Origin of the sequence: Halobacterium sp. R2-5 (assembly GCF_011734195.1) — an archaeon.
In the GTDB taxonomy this organism is placed as follows: domain Archaea; phylum Halobacteriota; class Halobacteria; order Halobacteriales; family Halobacteriaceae; genus Halobacterium.
Map to the genome: position 1 here is coordinate 12702 of NZ_JAANTH010000001.1, position 19812 is coordinate 32513.

Sequence of the window (19812 nt, forward strand, 5' to 3'; positions counted from 1 at the left end):
GGTCAGTCCTGGAGGTCGACGTACGTCGAGCGCAGCGTCACCGGCGTCACGTCCGCGACGTCGGCGGCGTCGGCCTGCGTGAGCGGGACGTTCCGGTCGCAGGCCGCGGTGTAGAGGCAGGCGGCGGCGACCCCGCTGGGGTTGCGTCCGGAGACGAGGTTCCGGGACTCGGCCTCTTCGACGTACTCGCGGGCGGCGCGCTCGACGCCCTGGGGGAGGTCGAGTTCAGTGGCGTACCGCGGGAGGTAGTCGCGGGGATCGATTGGACCCGTGGGCAGGCCGAGTTCGCGGTTCATGGCGTCGTACGCGGCGGAGAGCTCGCCCTCGTCCGCGCGGGCGACGTCCTCGACCTCGCCGAGCGTCCGCGAGAGCGCGTTCGTCCGACAGACCGCGTAGACGGCGGCGGCCGCGAACCCTTCGATGGAGCGACCGCGGAGCAGGCCCTCGTTCTGTGCGGAGTCGAACAGCGCACACGCCTGGTCGCGGACGCTGCGCGGCAGGTCGAGCTTGCCGACGAGCCGGCGGATCTCCGTGAAGCCGTACACCTGGTTGCGGTCGGCCTTCGACGGGATGGACGCGCGCTTGTGCTGGCGGCGCATCCGCTTGAGACGGCGGCGCTTGCGCCCCTTCACGCGCGTCGAGCGGCCGATCTCCGTGGAGAGTCCGCGGTCGTGTCTGGCGCGCGTGAGCGGCGCGCCCGTCCGCTCGGGGTTGCTGTCGTCCTCGGAGAAGCTGCGCCACTCGGGGCCGCGGTCGATGCGGTCCTCGTCGACGACGAGCCCGCACTCCACGCAGACGCGTTCGGTCGCACGCTGCCGGACGGCACCCGAGCACTCGGGACAGGTCACTGACTGACTCATCACACCTGAACGTAGGTCCGGAAGCAGTATTTAAACGCAGGTCGAGACCGCCGATTCCGGGCGTTCCAGGCGCCGAGAGCGTATCGGTAACCGGTACGCTCCTGTAGCGGGCGGTGTATATCTCGCTTGTCGACACTCGAAATTTTAAGTGGTGTCGCGCGGAACTGGCTCGCATGGGACTGGCGGACATCGCGGAAGGGGTCGAGGTGACGACGCGCCAGCGCGAGCGCGGCGTCGCGAGCGTCGACCGGACCGCGGCGTCGCTGGCGGCGGGGCTCGCCGGCGTGGAGGACGACCTCCCGGTGTCCGCGGACGCGGCCGCGACGATGGCCGAGGCGTACGCGGGCGGCGCGAGCGTCGGCGACGCCGCCGACGAGGCCGGCGTGGCGCCGACCACCGCGGCGAAGACGCTCCACCGGCTCGGCTTCGAGGGGCTGTCGCCGTTCTCGCCGCTCCAGCGCGAGATACTCGACGACTGGCTGGCCGCAGAGTGCTCTCGCGCGGACGCCCTCGAACTCACGGGCGCCGGCGAGCGGGCGTTCGCGCTCGCGGCGTACGTCGCGACCCACGAGCCGGTCGAGGCGGCCGAAGCGGCCGTCGAGAGCGCGCTGTCGAACGCCGGGGACGCGATGGTCGAGAAGCGCGACGCGCTCGAAGCGACGCTCCCGGACCTCGACGCGTAGTCAGGAGAGCTTCTGGCGGGCGGCGTCGAGCAGCGATTCTTCGTCGGCGTCGACGCTCAGGGACGTCTCGAACAGCGACGCCGCGAGCGCCGCGATTCGCGCGGTGAACGCGCCGTCGCCGGCGAGCGCGGCCGGCTCCTCGGGGATACCGCGCTCGGCGTGTTCGGGGACGGCGTGGTCGGCGTCCGGCGGTGCGTCCTCGGCCCGGTTCGCGATAGCGAGGTCGAAGTCCGCCCCGAGATCTGCGAGGCGCCCGCGGGCGCGCTGGAGGCTGTCGATGCCTCGACTCCCGGGCGGGAGGACGGCGGCGACCCGGTCAGCGCTCGTGACCGCGGCGACGGCCTGGTTCGCGGCGACCGGCGGCGTATCTACCAGCACGTAGTCGTGGACGTCCGAGAGGTCCGCGAGCCGGTCGTCGAGACGCTCAGCGGCGGTCCGGGTCTTCGCTTCGGCGATGCGAGCGAACGGCGCGAACGCGGGGTACGCGGCGACGTCGCCCGGCGCGTCGGGAGCGAGGACGTGGCGTGCCGCCGCCGGGTCGGCGTCCGGGTCCGCGAGCAGCGAGGTGGCGTCGGCGTCGATGCGGCCGTCGACGTACTGTGCGAGGCCCTGCGTGGCGAACGCGGCGTCGAGGACGCCGACGCTGGCGCCGTCGCGAGCGAGCACGGCGGCGGTCTCGACGGCGATTCGGGTGGTGCCGGCGCCGCCGGCGACGCCGACGAGCGCGGCAGTTCGTGGCTGCATGCCAGTAGTTTTCCCTCCTACTGGTACTAAAATTCGTGTATTCTCCGGCGATTTATTCTCCGGCAGCCGCGGAGATGTCGTCGGCGATGTCGTCGAGTTCGTCGTCCGCGAGGTCCGGGCGCTCGCCGGCGATGGCGTGAATCGGGCGGCCGCCGTCGCCGTCGAAGCGCGGGATGATGTGTCCGTGGACGTGCGGCACCTCCTGTCCGGCCGCCTCGCCGTTGTTGAACGCGACGTTGCTGGCGTCCGCGTCCACGACGTCCTCCACGATGGGCGTGAGGGAGTGCAGCGCCGCGAACACCATCTCGCCGCTCTCCGGGGGCACGTCGTCGAGGGTCTCGTGGTGGTCCTTCGGGATGACGAGCGTGTGCCCGGGCGCGAGCGGGTTCGCGTCGAGGAACGCGAGCACGTCGGCGTCCTCGTAGACGACGCGGGCGGGAATCTCTCCGTCGACGATCTGGCAGAAGATGCAGTCTTCGGACATGTGCGGCCAAACGACCGCCTCGATTAAAAGCCTAGCCGCGTCGGCCGCCGACGCTGTCGCGGAACTGCCCGCGGTCGACGACGCGGAGCGTGAGGTCGGCGGTGGCGACGGCGGCGCCGTCTTCGCGCTCGGCCCGGCAGGCGAACGAGAGGTCGGGGCGGTCGACGCCCACGAGCGTCGCGGACACGTCGACGGACGCGCCGACGCCGACGGGCGCGAGGTGGGAGACCGAGGCGCCGCGGTCGACGACGCCCGTGCCGTCGGGGAGGCGACCGCGCAGCGTCTCCCGGACGAGCGTCTCGAACTGCGCGAGCAGGTGCGGCGTGCCGAGGACGCGGACCGCCTCCTCGGGGCTGGCGTCGATGGCAGCGGGGTCGCCGGGCGGGTCGTCGTGCGCGCCGAACGCGACGGTGGCGTGGTCGTCGTCGAGCGTGAACGCGGCCTCGCCGCGGACGTCGGCGTCCGCGAGCTCGTCGAAGGCGTCGGACATGCGTGACGCCACGACGCAGTTCGTGTTAGTCTTGGCGGCGTGCGGCGTCGAGAGAGCTGTCGATTGCTCCGCTCGACAGTCGTTCCGTGGAGAACAGAAAGGCTATGAGCGGGGGCTGGCTACGCTGGAGCATGCTCAGCAACTTCGCGGAACTGTTCGACGTCGCCGTGACCCTCGCGTACGCCGTGCTCGGCGCGGGGCTGGTGGGGACCGGCGTGCTCGTCGAACTGCGCAGCGTCGCCAGCCTCGGCGGCGGCGACCTCGTGCTCGGCGTGTGGCTCGCGGCCATGGGCGTGGTCGCCATCGCCGCCGGCACGATGCTGTTCACGGACAAGGTCCGGGCGCGCATCGGCGACGCCTAAACCGGCAGACGCGGCGACGGCGACTGTACAACCGATTACCCTTTTAGGTGCGAGCGAGACGGGTACGCCATGAGCCGATTCGCCGACGTCCCCGACCAGTACGACCCCGACGACGTGGAGGACCGGGTGTTCGACTACTGGGAGGCCGTCGACGCCTACGAGCAGACCAAACAGCACCGGGCCGACGGCGAGGACTTCTTCTTCGTGGACGGGCCGCCGTACACGTCCGGGGCCGCGCACATGGGGACGACGTGGAACAAGACCCTCAAAGACGCCTACATCCGCTACCACCGGATGCAGGGCTACGACGTCACGGACCGCCCGGGCTACGACATGCACGGGCTCCCCATCGAGACGAAAGTCGAGGAGGAGCTCGGCTTCGAGTCGAAGAAGGACATCGAGGAGTACGGCGAGCAGAACTTCATCGACGCCTGCAAGGAGTTCGCCGACCGCAACCTCGAGGGTCTGCAGTCGGACTTCCAGAGCTTCGGCGTCTGGATGGACTGGGAGAACCCGTACAAGACCGTCGACCCGTCGTACATGGAGTCGGCGTGGTGGGCGTTCGACCGCGTCCACGAGCGCGGACTCGTCGAGCGCGGGAAGCGCTCCATCAGCCAGTGCCCCCGTTGTGAGACCGCGATCGCGAACAACGAAGTCGAGTACGAGGACGTCACCGACCCCTCCATCTACGTGGCGTTCGACCTCGACGACCGCGAGGGGTCGCTGGTCGTGTGGACGACGACGCCGTGGACGATTCCCGCCAACGAGTACGTCGCCGTCGACGAAGAGATGACCTACCAGAAGGTGCGCGCGACCAGAGACGGCGAGGAGGACGTCCTCTACGTCGCCGAGGAGTGCGTCGAGGGCGTGCTGACGGCGGGCCGCTACGAGGACTACGAAATCGAGGAGACGCTCCCCGGCAGCCGGATGCTCGGCTGGTCGTACACGCCGCCGCTCGCCGACGAGGTGCCCGCGAACCCCGTGGACGCCGACGGCACCCACGAGGTCTACCACGGCGACTGGGTGGAGGGCGACCGCACGGGCCTCGTCCACTCCGCGCCCGGGCACGGCGAGGAGGACTTCGAGCGCGGCGAGGAACTCGGCCTGCCGGTGTTCTGTCCGGTCGGCGAGGACGGCGTCTACACCGAGGAAGGCGGCAAGTACGAGGGCGAGTTCGTCCGCGACGCCAACGAGGCCATCATCGACGACCTCTCCGGGAAGGGTGCGCTGCTCGCCGAGGAGGAGGTCACGCACTCCTACGGACACTGCTGGCGCTGCGACACGGGCATCATCCAGATCGTCACCGACCAGTGGTTCATCACCATCACCGACGTCAAAGACGAGCTCCTGGAGAACATGGAGGATTCGGAGTGGTACCCGCAGTGGGCCCGCGACAACCGCTTCCGGGACTTCGTGGAGGACGCGCCGGACTGGAACGTCAGCCGGCAGCGCTACTGGGGCATTCCGGTGCCCATCTGGACGCCCGATAGCGAGGCCACTGCCTCGAACGGGAGCGGCGAAGCCGCGGACGGCTGGAGCGGGGACATGGACGACGTGCTCGTCGTCGGCACCCGCGAGGAGCTCGCGGAGCTCGCCGACCAGGACGTCGACCCCGAGACCGTCGACCTCCACAAGGACACCGTCGACGACCTCACCATCACGCGGGACGGCACGACGTACACGCGCGTCCCGGACGTCTTCGACGTCTGGCTGGACTCCTCGGTGGCGTCGTGGGGCACCCTCGACTACCCCGAGAAGCAGGACGACTTCGAGGAGCTGTGGCCCGCCGACCTCATCATGGAGGCCCACGACCAGACTCGCGGCTGGTTCTGGTCCCAGCTCGGGATGGCGACCGCGGCGATGGGCGAGGTGCCCTACGAGCAGGTGCTCATGCACGGGTACGCGAACATGCCCGACGGCCGCGGGATGTCGAAGTCGAAGGGCATCACCATCGAGCCGAACGAGGTCATCGAGGAGTACGGCGCGGACCCGATGCGGCTGTTCCTGCTGTCGGTGAGCCCGCAGGGCCAGGACATGCGCTTCTCGTGGGACGAGACCGAGAACATGCAGCGGGACCTCAACATCCTCTGGAACGTGTTCCGCTTCCCGCGGCCGTACATGGAGATGGACGGCTTCGACGCCAACGTCCCCGAGGCGTTCGGCGGCGACGGGTCGGGCGTCGCCGTCGAGGACGTCTCGCTCGAAACGGTCGACCAGTGGCTGCTGTCGACGCTCCAGCGCGTCAAGGCCGACGCCACGAGCCACTGGGAGGAGTTCGAGCAGCACAAGGCACTCGAGGAGATCCTGGAGTTCGTCACGGGCGACCTCTCGCGGTACTACGTGCAGGTCGTCCGCGAGCGCATGTGGGAGGAGGGCGACTCCGAGTCGAAGACCGCAGCGTACGCCACGCTCCAGAAGGCGCTGCTGGAGGTGACCGCGATGCTGGCGCCGTACGCGCCGCTCGTCACCGACGAGCTCTACCAGCACCTCACTGACGGCGGCGCCTACGACACCGTCCACATGTGCGACTGGCCGGAGGTCGAGGAGCGCTACCGCCAGCCCGCGCTCGAAGACGACGTCGCGACGCTCCGCGACATCGAGGAGGCCGGCAGCCACGCCCGCCAGCAGGCCGGCCGGAAGCTCCGCTGGCCCGTGACGCGTGTCGTCGTGGACGCCGACGACGACCGCGTCGCGAGCGCGGTCCGCGAGCACGCCGAACTGCTGTGCGACCGCCTGAACGCGCGCCGCGTCGAGGTCGTCGACGAGGGCGAGGACTGGGACGAGCTCGCGTTCAGCGCGCGCGCCGACATGAGCGTCCTCGGCCCCGCGTTCGGCGACGACGCCGGCGAGGTCATGCAGGCGCTCAACGACGCCCACGTCGAGGTCCGCGGACCCGACGCGCTCGCCGAGCAGGCCAGTGAGGCGCTCGGCCGCGACGTCGAACTCACGCCGGAGATGGTGGAGTTCGTCGAGGAGGCTCCCGAACACGTCGCCGGCGCGGACTTCGAGGACGGTACTGTGTACGTCGACACCGAACTCGACGAGGATGTCGAGAGCGAGGGGTACGCCCGCGAGGTCATCCGCCGCGTCCAGGAGATGCGCAAGGACCTCGACCTCGCGATGGACGCCGAGATCCGGCTCGACGTCGCCGTCTTCGACGACCGCGTCGGCCGCCTCGTCGCCGAGCACGAGGACCTCATCGCCGAGGAGACCCGCGCCCGCGAGCTCGGCGAAGTCGAGGACGGCTACCGCGAGGAGTGGGACGTCGAAGGCACGAAGCTCGCGCTCGAAATCGAGGAGCTGTAGGCACGAACGGTCCCGCTCAGCCGCGGACCGGGACGTGTCCGAGCCGGACGTCGCGTTCCGTTCGCTCGTCGCCGCCCTCGGCGTGTGTGATGCCGACGACTGTGACGCTCTGGGGGTTCTCCGCTGCCGGGAGCGACCATGCGCTCGTGAACGTCCGGGTGTCGCCGGGCTCGACCCGGCCGGAGGACGCGCCGCCGCCGACGCGCGTCCCGTCGCTCGTCGTGACCGTCCCGAGTTCGAGCGTGTACGGCGCGTCCCCCGTGTTCTCGACGCGGACGGTCGCCTCGAAGTGCCACGCGTCGTCGCCGACCCGCACCTGAGCGTCTTCGAGCGTGTCCGCGGGCTCGGTCTCGGGCAGCAGCTCGTCGCCGATGCCCGTCCCCTGCTGGGTCGTCCGGCGTTCGGTCGTCGGCGCACCGCCGTCACCGCCAAGCCGGGACGCGACCATCCGGAGCAGCGTCGACGCTTCGACGGCGACCGGCACGCCGATGCCGAGCCCGACCAGGACGCGAATCAGCCACCGGCGGCTCACGAGTCCCGCCTCCTCGGGCTCGTCGCCTCCCGGCTCCGGGGCGCTCTCGTCGCTCATCGTCGGTGGCGCCGCGTCACGGGTGTTCTCGTCGAATCATGGGTTGTCAGTGGGGAGTGTCGGTGGAGCGGCTACACGGGGAACGGCGGCGTGCCGGGCTGGAGCACGCCGTCCGCGACCATGCTCCACAGCGGCAGCCCGTACGCGAGCACGACGAGGACGACGGCGATGCCGGTCCACAGCCAGAGGTTGTCGAGCACGCGCGGGCTGTTCGACGCGCCGGACAGCGGCTCGGGGATGTGGCCGTTCACGGAGAGGCGAGCGACCCCCGGCCGCGACAGCCACGTCCCGAGCATCACCACGAGGAACATCGCGAGCGCGGCGACCAGCAGCGTCGCGCCGACCGCGATCTGGACCCGGATCTCGCCGATGCTGCCGAACACGGGGTCGAACGCGGCGGCGCCCGCGTCACCGACCGGTTCGGCGGTCCGCCGCGGGAGCCCCGCGAGCCCGCCGCGGTGCATCGCGTTCGACATCAGCGTCATGCCGACGAACCAGACGTACGGCTGGACGCTCGCGAGCGTGCGGTGCCGGAGGCGCTTGCCCGTGAGCTGGGGGACCAGCCAGTAGCTGACCGCCATCGCGGTGAGCGCGAACGCGGTGCCGACGGTGAGGTGGAAGTGCCCGGGCACCCAGATGGTGTTGTGGATGAGGTAGTTGATGTTCATCCCGGCGTTGATCATCCCGGAGAACCCGCCGGCGGCGAACATCAGGCCGGCGAGCGCCGTCCCCGAGAACGCGGGGTTGTCCCAGGGGAGCGCGCGCAGCCACCCGAGGTAGCCGTCGCCGCCGCGCTGGCGAGCGCCGTGTTCGAGCGACGCGACGACGGTGAACGCCGTCAGTAGCGACGGCAACAGCAGCATCATCGTGTTCGTCATCGCGATGAACTTGAAGCCGTCCGCGATGCCGGGGTCGACGTACTGGTGGTGGAAGCCGACCGGCGTGGACAGCAACACGAACAGCACGAAGACGACGCGCGCGAGCGGGTCGCTGAACAGCCGGCCGCCCGCGAACTTCGGGAGCAGCGTGTACCACGCGAGGTAGCCCGGCAGCAGCCAGAAGTAGACGACCGGGTGGCCGAAGTACCAGAACAGCGACCGCGTCAGCAGCGGGTCGACCTGCCCGATCCAGCCCAGCGACCACGGGATCAGGAACACCACGACCTCGACGGCGACGCCGACCGAGGAGAGGTACCACATGATGAACGTGGTCAACACCATGAACGTCTGGAGCGGGATGCGCGCGTCGGGGTTGTCAGCGCGCCAGTCGCGGTACGTCAGGAAGTACACCGCGCCGACGACCCACGACCCGACGACGAGCAGCGCGGCGCCGACGTAGAACGCGGGGTGGGCTTTCAGCGGCGCGTAGAACGTGTACAGGACGTCCGCGGACTCGAAGGGGAGGCCGGGCGCGAACCCGTTGAGGATGGCGACGGTCGCCAGCGCGGTGCCGACGAACATCGACAGGAAGCCGGCCCAGGCGAGGCGGTCGCTGTACAGCGAGCGTTCGAGGCTGTTCGTGGTCGCCCAGAGGAACAGCCCGCAGATGAAGAACGTCGTGAACACGAGCGCGAGCAGGACGCCGTGGCCGGTGAGGACGGTGTAGTACTCGGTCGCCTGGATGGGGAGCAGCGAGCGCAGGGTGTCGGTGCGGTACAGCGCCTGCACCAGCCCCAGGAGGCCGCCGAGCGCGAGCGCGACGAACGCGACGCCGAAGTGCCAGCGGACGAGCTTCGCGGCGTTCGGGTACTCGTCGACGTACGTCACGCCTCACTCACCTCCTCGGCGTCGAAGTCCTCCTGTGGGACGACTTCGATGGTGCCGGTCATGTCGTGGTGGGCGGCGCCGCAGTACTCGTGGCACGCGACGTGGTACGTCCGCGCGTCGCCGAACTCGACGGTCAGTTGCGCGACCTGCCCGGGGATGACCATCGTGTTGAGGTTCGTCCCGACGACGTTGAAGCCGTGAGTCACGTCGCCGCTCGCCACGTGGAAGGTGACTTCCGCGCCCTCGGGCACCCGGATGGGGGTGCCGCTGCCGGGCGAGAACTGGAACTGCCGCGCGACGACGTAGACGTCGTACTCGCCGTCGCCCGTCCGGTAGACGCCGGGGTCGCGGAAGTCCGGGGAGTCCGTGGGGCTCGACGCGTCGACCGTGCCGCCGCCGTCGTCGACCATCGCGACGCCAGCGCCGACGGCGCCGTAGACGATGGTTCCGACGAACGCGACGATTAGTGCGAGCGACGCGACCAGCCAGGCTCTCTCGAATCTGTGTATCTCCATGCTATCACCCGATCACCGTCAGTTCGTTCCCGAGGAACTCGACGAAGTACATGAACACCCACATGGCGACGAGTATCAGGAAGTAGACGGCGACGAGCGCCGCCGTCCCCCGTGGGTCGTACTCGTCGTGGCCGATCTCCTCGACCGGCTCCTCGATCGCCGCTTCCGGCGTTCCCGTGGGTTCTCCGTCCCCGTCGTCGTAGGCCGGGGTCGTGGGCTGGTCGCGCCGGTAGACGCCGGCGAGCACCGGCAGGAGCATCGCCAGCGTCACCGTCCCCGCGAACGCCAGCCCGAACAGCGGGTTGAACGGCGCCGTGGTCCCGCCGGCCGGCGCTTCGTCGCCGCCGGCTCCCGACGGCGCGGGGCCGACGACGATGGCGCCCTTCATCCCCACGCTCAGGTGGGGCTCACAGTAGTACAGGTAGACGCCCGGGGTCTCGAACGTGTGCGTGAACGAGAACCCCTCGTCCTCGATGGGCTCGTGACCGCCCCAGGACGCATCCTCGGGCTGGGACTCGACGAGCACGTTGTGCGTGTTCGACGTCCACTCGAAGACCACCGTCGTTCCCGGGGAAACGCGGAGTGCGGGCGGCTCGAACGCGAACGTCCCGCCGTTCCCGTTCGCCCCGACCGTCACCGTCACTTCCTCCTCGCCGGTGCGGTCTGCGGTCTCGCCGTCGTAGTTGTCGACCGCCCCGCCGGACGCCGCGTCCGTGAACCAGTCGCCGTACTCCGCGGGCACAGCGTCCGCCTGCTGGCCGCCGCCGTCCTCGGAGACGACGATAGCGCCCTTCATCCCCACGCTCAGGTGGGGTTCACAGTAGTACAGGTACGTGCCGTTGGTCTCGAACGTGTGCGTGAACGAGAACCCCTCGTCCTCGATGGGCTCATGACCGCCCCACGACGCGTCCTCGGGCTGGGACTCGACGAGCACGTTGTGCGTGTTCGACGTCCACTCGAAGACCACCGTCGTCCCGGGAGAAATCCGGAGTGCGGGCGGCTCGAACGCGAACGTCCCGCCGTTCCCGTTCGCCCCGACCGTCACCGTCACTTCCTCCTCGCCCGTCCGGTCGACGACCGTGCCGTCGTAGTTGTCGACCGCCCCGCCGGCCGCCTCGTCCGTGAACCAGCCGTCGAAGTCGGGCTGTGCCGCGGCCGACCCCGTGGCCGCGCTCCCGACCGCCGCGGCGGCCGCGGTGCCGGCGACCGTTCGGAGCACGCCACGCCGCGAGTACGACTGTTCGGCCACGTCCCCGGTCATCCGTTATCCCTCTCCGAGCGAAGCGCGGCGAACCGCCGGCCGACGCCGTCCCGCGGGGCGAGACGACGGCCGCGGTCGCCGGTCGGTGTCCGGTCTGTCCTGACCATACGCTGTCACAAACGGTCGTTGCTGTGAATCGTCTTAAAAAAGCCCGGTCGTTCCCGGGTCCTTGGAACGGGTACAAGTACTTAGGCTCGGTCTGCAAAACACGTGCGCATGAGCGTCCAACTACGGCGCCTCGCAGCAGGGATCCTGCTGCTCGCACTCGTTCCGGTCGCGCTGTACGCCGTCGGGCAGTCCACGCTCGCGGTCATCTCGCTCGTGAACGTCGTGCTCGTCGCCGGATGCCTCTACTACATGTTCGGCCCCAGCGAGAGCGAGCGAACGCACGTCGCGGGGTAGCGCCGGCTCGATGACGGGGACACCGACAGCCGCGGCCGCCGCAGGGGGCGTGACGCCCGACGCCGGCCTCGTCGCCTTCTTCGTCGTCGGGCTGTTCGGCGGCGCGCACTGCCTCGGGATGTGCGGCCCGCTCGTGACGATGTACGGCGATCGGGTCGGCGGCGACGCCCGCGGCCCGACGACGCACGAGCTCCGCCAGCACGCGCTGTTCAACGCCGGCCGCACCGCGAGCTACGCGACAGTCGGCGCCGCGATTGGCGCCGCCGGGAGCCTCCTCGTCGACGCCGGCGGCCTGCTGGCAGCCGGCGGCGTCGTCCGCGGCGTCGTCGGCGTCGGCGCCGGCGTCGTCATCCTCGCCGCGGGCGCCCGCTACGCGACCGGGGGCGGAGTGCGCGCCTCCGGCGCGTCGATTCCCCTGGTCGGCCGCGCGTTCGCGGCGGTGACCGACCGGCTGCACGCCCGCGTCGACGACTGGGCGACCGGCCCCGGCATCGCGGCGCTCGGCGCGATACACGGTCTCCTGCCGTGTCCGCTGCTCTACCCTGCGTTCCTGTACGCGTTCGCGACCGGGTCGCCGGTCCGGGGCGGCCTCGCGCTCGCCGCGCTCGGCCTCGGGACGTTCCCGTCGCTGCTCGCGTACGGCACCGCCCTCGGGGCCGTCGACGCCGGCCTGCGCCGGCGGCTCCACCGCGGCCTCGGCGTCGCGTTCCTCGTCGCCGGTACCGTCCCGCTCGCGCAGGGGCTCCGGGCGCTCGGCTACGACGTCCCGCACGTCCCCCTCCCCATGCCGCCGCTTCCCGCCTGAACCATGTCGTGTACGCTCTGCGGGCTACCGACGCCCGACCGACCCGTGACCGCGGCCGACGTCGACGGCGAGTACTGCTGTCGCGGCTGTCTGGAGGTCGCGCGCAGCACCGACGCGCCGGCGGACGCTGACGCCGAGGCCGCCGCGGACGCCCTCGACCGCGGCGCCGATCCCGACGACGCGGACGGCGAGACGGCGTTCCTCTCCGTGTCGGGGATGCACTGCGCGACCTGCGAGGCGTTCGTGGAGTCGCGAGCGACGAGCCACGACGGCGTGCTCGCGGCGTCCGCGAGCTACCCGACGGAGTCGGTCAAGCTCACCTACGACCCGTCGGTCGTCGACCGCGACGGCCTCACGGACACCGTCGACGGCCTCGGCTACAGCGCGGGCGAGCGCGAGGTCGGCGAGCGCGACGACGACGTCGCCGTCGGCCGGCTGCTCGTCGGCGGGTTCTTCGGGATGATGACGATGCTGTGGTACGTGCTCTTCCTCTACCCGGTCTACCTCGGCGTCTCCCCCGAGAACCTCCTCGTCGACCTCTCCGGGAGCGCGGGCGCGTACCTGTTCGGGAACGTCTGGCTGATGGCGACCGTCGTCCTCGGGTACACCGGCTACCCGCTGTTCCGCGGCGCGTTCGTGAGCGTGCGCGCCGGCCGCCCGAACATGGACCTGCTCGTCGGCGTCGCCGCGGCGGCCGCGTACGCGTACAGCACGGTCGTGGTCCTCGGCGGCGGCACGGACGTCTACTACGACGTCGCGGTCGTCATCGTGCTCGCGGTCACCGTCGGCGACTACTACGAGGACCGCGTGAAGCGCGGCGCGACCACGCGGCTCGCCGACCTCACCGCCGACCGCGTCGACGACGCCGTCCGCCGCACCGCGGACGGCACCGAGACGGTCTCCGTGGACGACCTCGACGCCGGCGACGAGGTCGTCGTCGCGTCCGGGGACCGCGTGCCCGTCGACGGCGTCGTCGCCGAGGGGACGGCGGTCGTCGACGAGTCCCTCGTCACGGGCGAGTCCCGGCCGGTGCGGCGCTCGGCGGGCGACGACGCGGTCGGCGGTTCCGTGCTCCGAGAGGGGCGGCTGGTCGTGCGCGTCGGCGAGGACGCCGCGAGCACGCTCGACCGCGTCGTGCGAGCGCTCTGGGACGTGCAGAGCACGCGCCCGGGCGCCCAGCGGCTGGCCGACCGGGTCGCCGCGGTGTTCGTCCCGCTCGTGGTCGTGCTCGCGTCCGCCGCGACGGCCTGGCACCTGTTCGCGGGCGCGGCCCCGGACGCCGCGCTGCTGGTCGGGCTGTCCGTGCTGGTGGTGTCGTGTCCGTGCGCGCTCGGGCTCGCGACCCCGCTCGCGGTCGCCCGCGGCGTCCGAGAGGCCCTCGACGACGGCGTGGTCGTGACCGACGCGTCGGCGTTCGAAGCCGCGCCGGACGCCGACGTCGTCGCGTTCGACAAGACCGGGACGCTCACCACCGGCGAGATGCGCGTCCGCGACTGGCGCGGCGACGACCGCGTCCCGCCGCTGGCGGCGGCCGTCGAGCAGTACGCCGACCACCCCGTCGCCGCCGCGATCGCCGACGACGCGGACGCGGCCGACGTCGACGTCGTCGAGTTCGAGCGCGTCCCCGGGGACGGCGTGACCGCGCGCGTCGCCGACGGCGACCGCGAGCGGACAGTCCTCGCGGGCCGCGCGGCGCTGTTCGACGCGCGCGACTGGACGGTCCCCGAAGAGTTCGCGGCGCGCGCCGAAGCCGCCCGGGAAGCCGGCGACGTGCCCGTTCTCGTCGGCTGGGACGGCCGCGCGGAGGGCGTCGTCGTCGCGGGCGACGAACCCAGGGCGGAGTGGCGCGACGTCGTGACCGCGCTGTCGGAAGACCGGCGCGTCGTCGTCCTCACGGGCGACGACCGCGCCGCGGCCGCGACGTTCCGCGACCATCCCGGCGTCGACGAGGTGTTCGCGGGCGTCCCGCCGGAGGGGAAGACGGAGGTGGTGCGCCGGCTCGCGCGCGACGAGACGGTGGCGATGGTCGGCGACGGCGTCAACGACGCGCCCGCGCTCGCCGCCGCCGACCTCGGCGTCGCGCTCGACCACACCGCGCTCGCCGCCGACGCCGCCGACGCCGTCGTGACGACCGACGACCTCGGCGCGGTGCCGCGCGCGTTCGACCTCCTGCGGGCGACAAACGGCCGCATCACGCAGAACCTCGGGTGGGCGTTCCTCTACAACGCGGTCGCCGTCCCGCTGGCGGTCGCGGGCGTGCTCAACCCCCTGTTCGCGGCGGCCGCGATGGCGACCAGCAGCCTGCTCGTCGTCGGGAACTCCACTCGCTCGCTGCTCGGCGACGACCGCGACGGGGACGCGGACGCACGCGACGCCGGGCGCGTCGAGGTCCACTCCGGGGAGGTGGTCGACGCGTGACCGCGTCCACCGCACTCGCCGGCGCGTGGCGGCGCGTCCGGCCGCGTCCGGAGACGGCGGCCGTCTTCGTCGGCCTCTGCGTCCTGGAGGGCGCCGCGCTGGCCGCGTACCTCGCGACGACGCCCGTCGGCGTGACCGCGCCGCGGTACCTCCTCTACCCGTTCGCGTGGGTGAACGTCGCGGTGCTGGCGGTCTGGCGGACCGAGCTCGCACCGGGTGAGCGGCGTCGGCGCCTGCTCGCGGCGGCCGCGGGCGTCGCGTACTTCCTCGTACTCGCGTGGGTCGGCGGCGTCGTCGCGCCGTCCCACTCCGCCGGCGGCGTCACCGTCTACTGGCAGCTGCCGCCGGGGTGGGGACCGCTGGTCGTCGCCGACCTCGGTCCGCTGCGGGTCGCGCCGACGCCGTACCTAGTCGGTGGGTACGTCGCGCTCGCGTACCTCGTCGCCGCCACGGTCGTGGACGCCACCGCGAGCCCGGCGGGCGCGCTCGCCGGCGCGCTCTCCTGCGTGAGCTGTGCGCTCCCCGTCGTCGCCGCGGTCGCCTCCAGCGTCACCGGCGGCGCCGTCGCAGTGGGCGGGGCGTCGGCGTGGTCGTACGACCTCTCGACGGCCGCGTTCCTGCTCGCCGTCGGGCTGCTCGTCTGGCGGCCGGACGCCGCGGCGCTCGCGCGGCTGCGGTGAGGAACTCTCAGTCCAGCGCGTCCGCGATCGCGGGCGCGGCGCTCACCGTCGAGACCGCTCGCTCGATGGTGTCGGTGCCGTAGACCGCTTCGACGCCGGCGTTCGCGAGCTTGAGGCGGGCGTTCCCGGCGAGCAGCGGGTGGACGCACGCGACGTAGACGCGGGCGGGGTCGTCGAGCTCGCCGACCGCCTGGCTCATCGTTGAGCCGGTGGCGATGATGTCGTCGACGACGACGACGTCGCGGCCGGCGACGTCGACGTCGCTGGGCGTGACGGTGACCTCGCTGCCGGAGTGGCGGTATTTCTCGAAGTGGTCGGTCTCGCCGGCGCCGTAGCCGTCGCGGACGGACTCTGCGAGTGCGGTGGCGCCGGCGTCGGGCGCGAGGAAGACCGGGTCGGTGAGGTCCGCGGGCAGCGGGTCAGCGAGCCGCGGCGCGGCGTCGACGCCGACGGCGGGCACGTCGAAGAAGTCGAGAACCTTCTGCTCGTGCGGGCAGACCGTGACGACGCGGTCGGCGCCCGTGGAGACGGCGCGGGCGACGGCGCGCGCGGAGACGGGTTCGCCGGGCTCGAACGCCTCGTCCTGCCGGGCGTACCCCATGTAGGGAATCACGGTGACGACCTCACTGGCGCCGGCCTCGCGGGCGGCGTCCTGTAGCTGCAGGAGCTCCACGTGGGCGTCGCTGGAGACGGTGGAGGCGACGACGATTGCGCGGCCGTCGACCGGCGGCACGCGCGCGAGCTGCTCGCCGTCGGGGAACGACTCGTACTCGACGCGACCGAGGTCGTCGCCGAGCGCCGCCGCGAGCTCGGCGGCGAGCTGCTGGGTCGCGGACCCGCTCAGTATCATACCAGACGCGTGGTCAGCCGGCGGCTTACGCGTTTCCTTCGGCGACGACGGCGAGCGCGGCGGCGTCCCGCAGCCCGAGGCTGCGGTGTCGGAACCCGTCGCCGACGTCGGCGGCGAGCGCGCCGCCCGCGGTGAGCACGACGACGCCGTCCGTGGTGTACGCGACGTCCGTGACCGAGTCGTCGACCGGGAGGTCGCGGGGCCGCCACGCGTCGGCGTCCTCGCGCGCCGCGTGCTCGAAGAGGTCGTCCGCGGTCGCGGCGTGCGCACGCCCGAGGCCGTCCGCGCTCGCCGTCACGGGGTCGCTGACGGCCACCTCGAAGGCGCCGTCCGCGGTGTGCATCCAGCCCGCGCCGAGCTGGTAGAGGCCGTCGGGCGTTGCGGCGAGCGGGACGCCGGCGGCTGCGACGTCCCGGGCGTCGTCCAATCCGACTGCGGAGAGGTCGTCGTCGGTGACGCGGTGGACGCCGTCGTCGGCGGCGACGAGGTCCGCGTCGAGCGCGCGCACCTCGCCGTCGAGACTACCGATGTCCGCCCACTCCCCGTTGTAGCGCGCGAGGTGGCCGTCCTCGCTCGCCGCGAGCACGTCGCCCGCGTAGTCCGTGACCGCGACCGCCGGCCCGAACCCGGTCTCCTCGAAGCCGTCGCCGCTCTCGACGAGCACGTCCTCGGTGGTCGCGGCCGCGACGCCGCGCTCGGTCGCGGCGACGTCCCGCGCGGTGCAGCGCTCGACGAGACTGAACTCGCCGATCTTGTCCTGCGAGACGCGGGCGACCGCGACGCCGAGGTCGGCGGCGACGTACGCGTCGACGGTCTCGGACTGGTCGGTGTAGACGCGCTTCTCGCGGATGGTCGGCATACCTGAACGCGTCTCGCGGGGCAGCGTTAGCGTTGCGGTTGCGCCGCACACTGCTCGCCCGGTTCGGAAGCGATTAGGCGCGCGCGTCCCGAGGAACGCGCATGAAAGTGTTCGGGTCGAGCGGCACCCGGGGCGTGGCGAACGAGGAGCTCACCCCGGAGTTCGTGCAGGGCGTCGCGAAGGCCGCGGGGTCGGTGTGGCGGGCCGACCGTGTGGCCGTCGCTCGCGACACGCGGACGACCGGACGGATGCTCGTGAACGCCGCCACTAGTGGCCTCCAGAGCGTCGGCACGGACGTCGACCGGCTCGGCGTGGTGCCGACACCGGGGGTGCAGGCGTACGCCGAGCGCGAGGGCGTGCCCGCCGTGATGATCACGGCGAGCCACAACCCCGCGGAGTACAACGGCGTGAAGCTCGTCGGTCCGGACGGCGTCGAACTCCCGGTCGACGAACTGGAGCACGTCGAGCGGAAGTTCCTCACCGAGCAGTACGAGGCCGTCGACTGGGGCGCGGTCGGCGCGGACGTCGACGTCGAGCGCGCGCGCCGCGAGTACGTCGAAGAGCTCCTCGACGCGGTCGACCGCGACGCCATCGCGGACGCGGACCTCACGGTCGCGCTCGACCCCGGCCACGGCGCGGGCGCGCTCACCAGCCCCGAGTTCTACCGCCGGCTCGGCTGCGAGGTCGTCACCGTGAACAGCCAGCCCGACGGCTCGTTCCCCGGCCGCGACCCCGAGCCCGTCGAGGAGAACCTCGCCGACCTCGGGCGGCTCGTGCGCGCCGCGGACGCGGACGTCGGCATCGCCCACGACGGCGACGCCGACCGCGCCATCTTCTTCGACGAACGCGGCGAGTACGTCGAAGGCGACGCCACGCTCGCGGCGCTCGCGGAGGCCGAACTCGACGAGGACGACACCACGGTCTCCGCGGTGAACGTCAGCCAGCGCCTCGTGGACGTCTGCGAGCGCACGGGCGCGACGCTCGAACTGACGCCCATCGGGAGCACGCACATCATGACCCGCATCCGCCAGCTCGAATCCGAGGGCGAGACGGTCCCGGTCGCCGGCGAGGGCAACGGCGGCGTCATCTTCCCGGGCTACCGGACGACCCGCGACGGCGCGTACACTGGCGCGCGCTTCCTCGAACTCGCCGCCGAGCAGCCCGTCAGCGAGGTCGTCGAGCCGTACGGCGACTACCACAACGTCCGCGTGAACGTCCGCTACGAGAACGACGCCGAGCGCGAGGCGCTGCTCGGCGCTGCCGAGGAGCGCGCGCTCGACGCGGACGCCAACCGCACCACCATCGACGGCTATCGCCTGGACTTCGGCGACGCGTGGGTGCTCGCGCGGCCCTCCGGCACGGAGCCGGTCGTCCGCATCTACGCCGAGTCCACCGACGCCGAGCGCGCGGAGTCCCTCGCCGACGAGTTCGCCGCCGCGCTCCGCGCCGCCAAGGCCGGCGTCTAGAGGTCCCGGAGCGCGTCTCTGAGCTCCCGTTCTGCGTCCCGCGCGGCTGCGAGGTCTTCCTCGACGCCGGACTCGATTCGCTCGCGCTCCTCGTCCGTGAGCTCGTGCTCGGCGACGCCGGCGGTCCGCAGCCGCTCGTAGTCGTCGTCCCGCACGCGCCCCCGGACGGTGTGCAGCGCCGCGAGCACGTCCTCGTCCGCGAATCTGTCGACTACGGAGACGAGTTCGTCAAGCCGGTAGCGGAGTTCCTCGGCGGGCGCGGGCGGCCACCCGACCGTCAGCGGCTCGGCGTCGAGGCGTTCGAGGTACGTGCGGTTGCCGCCGACCGCGCGCTTCAGCGCGCGCGGCGCCGCGACGTAGTGGTCGAGCTTCGACGGCGAGTACTCCGCGTACTCCAGGAGCTGGGCGAGGGATTCGGTGCCGGCCTCGCGGTCCTCGACGAACGCCGCGAGGTCCGCCGGCACCGGGTCGAATCCCACCAGCGGGTACGACTGCGCGGTCTCCACGAACCCGAGAAGTTCGCGGGCGGGCGCGGCCTCCCGGAACTCCCGGAACGCCGCCCGAACGCCCTCGTCGTAGCGCTCGATCGGGTCCCGGAGCGTCCCCACGGGCGCGTCGAGGTCCGCGTCCCCCAGCCGCTGGAGGCGTTCGAGGGCCTCGACCTCCGCGGCGTACTCGTCGGCGCGCTCCTCCGCTCGCGCGCGCGCCTTCCGGTACTCGTCTTCGGCGTCCGCGAGCGCGTCCAGCCGACCGACGAGGTCGCGGGCGTCCGAGAGCCGATCGCGGGCCTCCGCGAAGTCGCTCTCCGAGAGCCGCTTCTTCTTGAACAGGTCCAGCAGCGACTCGAACGTCTCCCGCTCCGGGAGGTCGTCGTCCAAATCCTCCACGAACGCCACGAGGTCGTCCTGGAAGTCGATGTACGACTTGAAGTCTCCCGTACCGGTCGCGTCCGCCTCGTACTGGTCGAACAGCCGTTCGAGGCCGCCCAGCGCCTCCCGGAGGTCGCGGAGCCGGGACTCGCCGATTTCGTCGACGGCCTCGCGGGCGTCGTCGCGAGCGTCGCGGGCTGTCTCGAGCTCGGCGACGAGGCCGGAGGGGTCCGAGCCGCGGGCGGCCTGCGCGTCGGGCATTACGTCGAACGTGGACGCTCGCGCTGATAGGCTTTCTGTGCGAGTGAGCGAAATCCGAGAGTGACTGACGTAACGATGCTTCCTCGAAAGCCCCGAGGCTGTAGACTCGGTGCGCTCGCTGTCGCCGAAAGAGCGCACAGCG

Annotated in this window: 19 protein-coding genes; 8 read left to right on the plus strand and 11 right to left on the minus strand. The window is 71.9% G+C overall.

Annotated features, from left to right (window positions below):
- Window positions 1-2: 2 nt before the first annotated feature.
- Entirely contained in the window at window positions 3-860 is an 858-nt protein-coding gene (locus G9C83_RS00085) for a transcription initiation factor IIB family protein (protein WP_167244098.1), read from the minus strand.
- Between the two features lie 173 nt (window positions 861-1033).
- Between G9C83_RS00085 and G9C83_RS00090 the strand changes: the two genes are divergently transcribed.
- Window positions 1034-1543 (plus strand): hypothetical protein, encoded by a 510-nt coding sequence (locus G9C83_RS00090; protein ID WP_167244099.1) that lies wholly within the window; start codon window positions 1034-1036, stop codon window positions 1541-1543.
- On the opposite strand, the gene G9C83_RS00095 is transcribed toward G9C83_RS00090, so the two are convergent.
- Genes G9C83_RS00095 through G9C83_RS00105 form a run of 3 tightly spaced genes read right to left on the minus strand, consistent with a single transcriptional unit; the run spans window position 1544 to window position 3261 of the window.
- Window positions 1544-2287, minus strand: a complete 744-nt coding sequence (locus G9C83_RS00095) for a ParA family protein (protein WP_167244100.1) — start codon at window positions 2285-2287, stop codon at window positions 1544-1546.
- Window positions 2288-2339: 52 nt separating this feature from the next.
- A complete protein-coding gene (locus G9C83_RS00100) occupies window positions 2340-2771 on the minus strand; it encodes an HIT family protein (protein ID WP_167244101.1) in 432 nt (143 codons plus the stop codon).
- A gap of 31 nt (window positions 2772-2802) precedes the next feature.
- Window positions 2803-3261: a hypothetical protein gene (locus G9C83_RS00105; protein WP_167244102.1), complete on the minus strand. Its 459-nt coding sequence runs from the start codon at window positions 3259-3261 to the stop codon at window positions 2803-2805.
- A 131-nt stretch (window positions 3262-3392) separates the two neighbouring features.
- On the opposite strand from G9C83_RS00105, the gene G9C83_RS00110 reads away from it, so the two are divergent.
- Together G9C83_RS00110 and ileS are read left to right on the plus strand one after the other, a co-directional pair.
- Window positions 3393-3623 (plus strand): hypothetical protein, encoded by a 231-nt coding sequence (locus G9C83_RS00110; protein WP_167244103.1) that lies wholly within the window; start codon window positions 3393-3395, stop codon window positions 3621-3623.
- A 69-nt stretch (window positions 3624-3692) separates the two neighbouring features.
- Entirely contained in the window at window positions 3693-6929 is a 3237-nt protein-coding gene (gene ileS / locus G9C83_RS00115) for an isoleucine--tRNA ligase (RefSeq protein WP_167244104.1), read from the plus strand.
- A 16-nt stretch (window positions 6930-6945) separates the two neighbouring features.
- Here ileS and G9C83_RS00120 read toward each other — a convergent pair whose 3' ends face one another.
- From G9C83_RS00120 to G9C83_RS00135, 4 genes are all read right to left on the minus strand, one after another.
- Window positions 6946-7518, minus strand: coding sequence for a hypothetical protein (locus G9C83_RS00120; RefSeq protein ID WP_167244105.1), 573 nt, complete (start codon window positions 7516-7518; stop codon window positions 6946-6948).
- A gap of 71 nt (window positions 7519-7589) precedes the next feature.
- A complete protein-coding gene (locus G9C83_RS00125) occupies window positions 7590-9284 on the minus strand; it encodes a b(o/a)3-type cytochrome-c oxidase subunit 1 (RefSeq protein WP_167244106.1) in 1695 nt (564 codons plus the stop codon).
- Window positions 9281-9799, minus strand: a complete 519-nt coding sequence (locus tag G9C83_RS00130; RefSeq protein WP_167244107.1) for a cytochrome c oxidase subunit II — start codon at window positions 9797-9799, stop codon at window positions 9281-9283. Before G9C83_RS00130 ends, G9C83_RS00125 begins: the two co-directional genes overlap by 4 nt.
- A gap of 4 nt (window positions 9800-9803) precedes the next feature.
- Complete coding sequence (locus G9C83_RS00135; RefSeq protein WP_167244108.1) at window positions 9804-11060, minus strand: halocyanin domain-containing protein; 1257 nt, start codon at window positions 11058-11060, stop codon at window positions 9804-9806.
- 216 nt (window positions 11061-11276) lie between these two features.
- Between G9C83_RS00135 and G9C83_RS00140 the strand changes: the two genes are divergently transcribed.
- From G9C83_RS00140 to G9C83_RS00155, 4 genes are read left to right on the plus strand one after another with little or no spacing between them, the layout of a single operon-like run.
- A complete protein-coding gene (locus G9C83_RS00140) occupies window positions 11277-11462 on the plus strand; it encodes a hypothetical protein (RefSeq protein ID WP_167244109.1) in 186 nt (61 codons plus the stop codon).
- A gap of 10 nt (window positions 11463-11472) precedes the next feature.
- Window positions 11473-12267 (plus strand): sulfite exporter TauE/SafE family protein, encoded by a 795-nt coding sequence (locus tag G9C83_RS00145; protein WP_167244110.1) that lies wholly within the window; start codon window positions 11473-11475, stop codon window positions 12265-12267.
- A gap of 3 nt (window positions 12268-12270) precedes the next feature.
- Window positions 12271-14685, plus strand: coding sequence for a cation-translocating P-type ATPase (locus tag G9C83_RS00150; protein ID WP_167244111.1), 2415 nt, complete (start codon window positions 12271-12273; stop codon window positions 14683-14685).
- Window positions 14682-15365: a hypothetical protein gene (locus G9C83_RS00155; protein ID WP_208288382.1), complete on the plus strand. Its 684-nt coding sequence runs from the start codon at window positions 14682-14684 to the stop codon at window positions 15363-15365. The genes G9C83_RS00150 and G9C83_RS00155 overlap by 4 nt, the downstream gene beginning before the upstream one ends.
- Before the next feature lie 7 nt (window positions 15366-15372).
- Here the strand turns inward: G9C83_RS00155 and G9C83_RS00160 are convergent, their stop codons facing one another.
- On the minus strand, window positions 15373-16215 hold the full coding sequence (locus tag G9C83_RS00160; RefSeq protein WP_167244112.1) for a ribose-phosphate diphosphokinase: 843 nt from the start codon (window positions 16213-16215) through the stop codon (window positions 15373-15375).
- A gap of 25 nt (window positions 16216-16240) precedes the next feature.
- Entirely contained in the window at window positions 16241-17074 is an 834-nt protein-coding gene (locus G9C83_RS00165) for a hypothetical protein (protein ID WP_167244113.1), read from the minus strand.
- 101 nt (window positions 17075-17175) lie between these two features.
- Between G9C83_RS00165 and glmM the strand changes: the two genes are divergently transcribed.
- Entirely contained in the window at window positions 17176-18540 is a 1365-nt protein-coding gene (gene glmM / locus G9C83_RS00170) for a phosphoglucosamine mutase (protein ID WP_167244114.1), read from the plus strand.
- On the opposite strand, the gene G9C83_RS00175 is transcribed toward glmM, so the two are convergent.
- Window positions 18537-19670 carry a hypothetical protein gene (locus G9C83_RS00175; protein ID WP_167244115.1) on the minus strand — a complete coding sequence of 378 codons (1134 nt, stop codon included), beginning with the start codon at window positions 19668-19670 and terminating at the stop codon, window positions 18537-18539. The genes glmM and G9C83_RS00175 overlap by 4 nt on opposite strands.
- Between the last annotated feature and the right edge of the window lie 142 nt (window positions 19671-19812).

Excerpts from the sequence above, each read along its gene's own strand:
- G9C83_RS00085 (WP_167244098.1), bottom strand. The coding sequence starts at position 860 with ATGAGTCAGTCAGTGACCTGTCCCGAGTGCTCGGGTGCCGTCCGGCAG.
- G9C83_RS00090 (WP_167244099.1), top strand. The coding sequence starts at position 1,034 with ATGGGACTGGCGGACATCGCGGAAGGGGTCGAGGTGACGACGCGCCAG.
- G9C83_RS00095 (WP_167244100.1), bottom strand. The coding sequence starts at position 2,287 with ATGCAGCCACGAACTGCCGCGCTCGTCGGCGTCGCCGGCGGCGCCGGC.
- G9C83_RS00100 (WP_167244101.1), bottom strand. The coding sequence starts at position 2,771 with ATGTCCGAAGACTGCATCTTCTGCCAGATCGTCGACGGAGAGATTCCC.
- G9C83_RS00105 (WP_167244102.1), bottom strand. The coding sequence starts at position 3,261 with ATGTCCGACGCCTTCGACGAGCTCGCGGACGCCGACGTCCGCGGCGAG.
- G9C83_RS00110 (WP_167244103.1), top strand. The coding sequence starts at position 3,393 with ATGCTCAGCAACTTCGCGGAACTGTTCGACGTCGCCGTGACCCTCGCG.
- ileS (WP_167244104.1), top strand. The coding sequence starts at position 3,693 with ATGAGCCGATTCGCCGACGTCCCCGACCAGTACGACCCCGACGACGTG.
- G9C83_RS00120 (WP_167244105.1), bottom strand. The coding sequence starts at position 7,518 with ATGAGCGACGAGAGCGCCCCGGAGCCGGGAGGCGACGAGCCCGAGGAG.
- G9C83_RS00130 (WP_167244107.1), bottom strand. The coding sequence starts at position 9,799 with ATGGAGATACACAGATTCGAGAGAGCCTGGCTGGTCGCGTCGCTCGCA.
- G9C83_RS00135 (WP_167244108.1), bottom strand. The coding sequence starts at position 11,060 with ATGACCGGGGACGTGGCCGAACAGTCGTACTCGCGGCGTGGCGTGCTC.
- G9C83_RS00140 (WP_167244109.1), top strand. The coding sequence starts at position 11,277 with ATGAGCGTCCAACTACGGCGCCTCGCAGCAGGGATCCTGCTGCTCGCA.
- G9C83_RS00145 (WP_167244110.1), top strand. The coding sequence starts at position 11,473 with ATGACGGGGACACCGACAGCCGCGGCCGCCGCAGGGGGCGTGACGCCC.
- G9C83_RS00150 (WP_167244111.1), top strand. The coding sequence starts at position 12,271 with ATGTCGTGTACGCTCTGCGGGCTACCGACGCCCGACCGACCCGTGACC.
- G9C83_RS00160 (WP_167244112.1), bottom strand. The coding sequence starts at position 16,215 with ATGATACTGAGCGGGTCCGCGACCCAGCAGCTCGCCGCCGAGCTCGCG.
- G9C83_RS00165 (WP_167244113.1), bottom strand. The coding sequence starts at position 17,074 with ATGCCGACCATCCGCGAGAAGCGCGTCTACACCGACCAGTCCGAGACC.
- glmM (WP_167244114.1), top strand. The coding sequence starts at position 17,176 with ATGAAAGTGTTCGGGTCGAGCGGCACCCGGGGCGTGGCGAACGAGGAG.
- G9C83_RS00175 (WP_167244115.1), bottom strand. The coding sequence starts at position 19,670 with ATGCCCGACGCGCAGGCCGCCCGCGGCTCGGACCCCTCCGGCCTCGTC.